Here is a 1,634-nt window from a genome sequence, read left to right as displayed (position 1 = left end):
AGATGTGTATAAGAGACAGCGGTAATGCTGTCGCAATTTTTCCATTTGCTGGCTCAGAGACTGGATTTTTCCCTGCTCACTACGGTATTCCGGTGCAGCCCATTGCATCAGGGGAATACGGGAAAAACCGGACGAAAACGGCGATGATTTTTTCAGGCTGGCAGCATGGCTCATCGCTTCCTTTCGTTCGGTGTTCAGCTCTTCCCAGCGTCTGCGCGTCGCCTGCATATCTGCCATCATCGACATGGCGTTACTGGTGAGTTTCCATGCCGCGTTACTGTCCTCCGGCAACGCTTCGATGATGTCACGTAGTGTGTACGAAGTTGCGTTGTCAGGAAGCCCGATATTCAGAAGGTCAGCCACACGGCGGGCAGGCTCTGTCAGCCCGCTGTTCCTGAGTTCGGTGCGGGAAATCTGTATTTCCAGGTTAAGCCTGTTAATCAGACGATTCTGTTCGCCGCGTTCTGTTTCGATACCGCGTGTTTCCATCGCACAGGCAGACTTTCCGAGGTGAATACCAGGCGTTTTCTCAAGCCCCTGTCGCTCGTATGAACGATGGTCTATCTCTTCCTGATAACCGGCGTTCGCCAGTGCCCTGTTTGCATGGTCAGCCCATGATGCACGCCACGTCTCGGCATGTGTCCGGTCGTTCCAGTCCCTGACCTTTCCGCCGAACCCAGCAGGTCCGACAGCCCTCGTGGTCAGCATGATGTGCGCATGGGGATTTGTTTTATCCATGTGATGGAACGCCACATCAGCAATCATGCCCTGACTGACAAAGTTTTCTCTGACAAAGGCGAGAACGGTTTCCCGTGCGGCATCCTGCGGCAGTTCACGGGGGATAGCGAGTTCAATTTCCCGCGCAAGTTGTGAGTTCTTCCGGCGTTCGGCCTTCTCAACGGCATTCCAGAGTTCGGCACGGTTCGTACACCAGGCAGGGGCTGTCGCGGGGGTCAGAATCACAGCCTCAGCCACACCGCTTTTGCGGGTGTAGTCGTGAGTCAGTCCGGTACGCTCATCAAGCATTAGTGAACCAGAACGATAGGCAGCAGAAGCAACGGCGCTGTAGCCGTTGCTTCTGGAGATGATTTTCATACTGAGATGATAAATCGCCATTTCTGCCGTAATGCCTTTTTGCAGTTTTCTTTCAGCCCCGCAGGGCGCACACAATCGAAACGGAGTGGAGATTGTATAAGTGCGCACTTCGTGATTTGCCGTGCATTATGCCAGCTCAGTTTTTAAACTACCAGTGACGCGCTAAAATGCGATTTTTCACCGCGCACGGAGTCACGAAATGAGCAGAACACTCGAACAGAAGATTGCCGAAGCTGAGGCCAGATTACAGCGCCTGAAGGCGAAGAGCCGGAGCCTGGACACAGCGCAGAAGGTCATTGTGGGTGCAGCATTGCTGGCAAAGGTCAGAAAGCCGGAGGAAGTGCAGTTGCGAGCTTGGTTACTCCAGTTCCTGAAGGCAGAGGTGACACGGCAGGCTGATGTGACGCGAATACTGCCGCTGATTAACGAGCTGGAGGCGCTGCCAGGACAGTGATTGTATCGTCCGCTCGCCGCAGCCCCAGCGACCGAGCGTTAGCGAGCGAGTGGGCGAGGAAGCGGAAGTGAATCCGTCGCCAGGT

The 1,634-nt window shown here is 54.7% G+C and carries 2 protein-coding genes; one reads left to right on the top strand and one right to left on the bottom strand.

Features of this window, described 5'->3' with window-relative positions; translation table 11 throughout:
• On the bottom strand, nt 1-1,203 hold a 1,203-nt coding region (gene mobQ / locus AC5O77_RS21585; RefSeq protein ID WP_494507150.1), incomplete at its 3' end, for a MobQ family relaxase.
• 91 nt (nt 1,204-1,294) lie between these two features.
• On the opposite strand from mobQ, the gene mobC reads away from it, so the two are divergent.
• Nucleotides 1,295-1,549: a relaxase accessory protein MobC gene (mobC, locus tag AC5O77_RS21580; protein WP_494507149.1), complete on the top strand. Its 255-nt coding sequence runs from the start codon at nt 1,295-1,297 to the stop codon at nt 1,547-1,549.
• The last annotated feature ends 85 nt before the right edge of the window (nt 1,550-1,634 follow it).

This window comes from Stenotrophomonas sp. INTA L402-1 (genome assembly GCF_059295135.1).
This window is presented reverse-complemented; position numbering and strand designations above follow the sequence as displayed.

What these genes read in the sequence shown, in the direction of transcription:
- mobC (WP_494507149.1), top strand. Translation starts at nt 1,295, where the DNA reads ATGAGCAGAACACTCGAACAGAAGATTGCCGAAGCTGAGGCCAGATTA.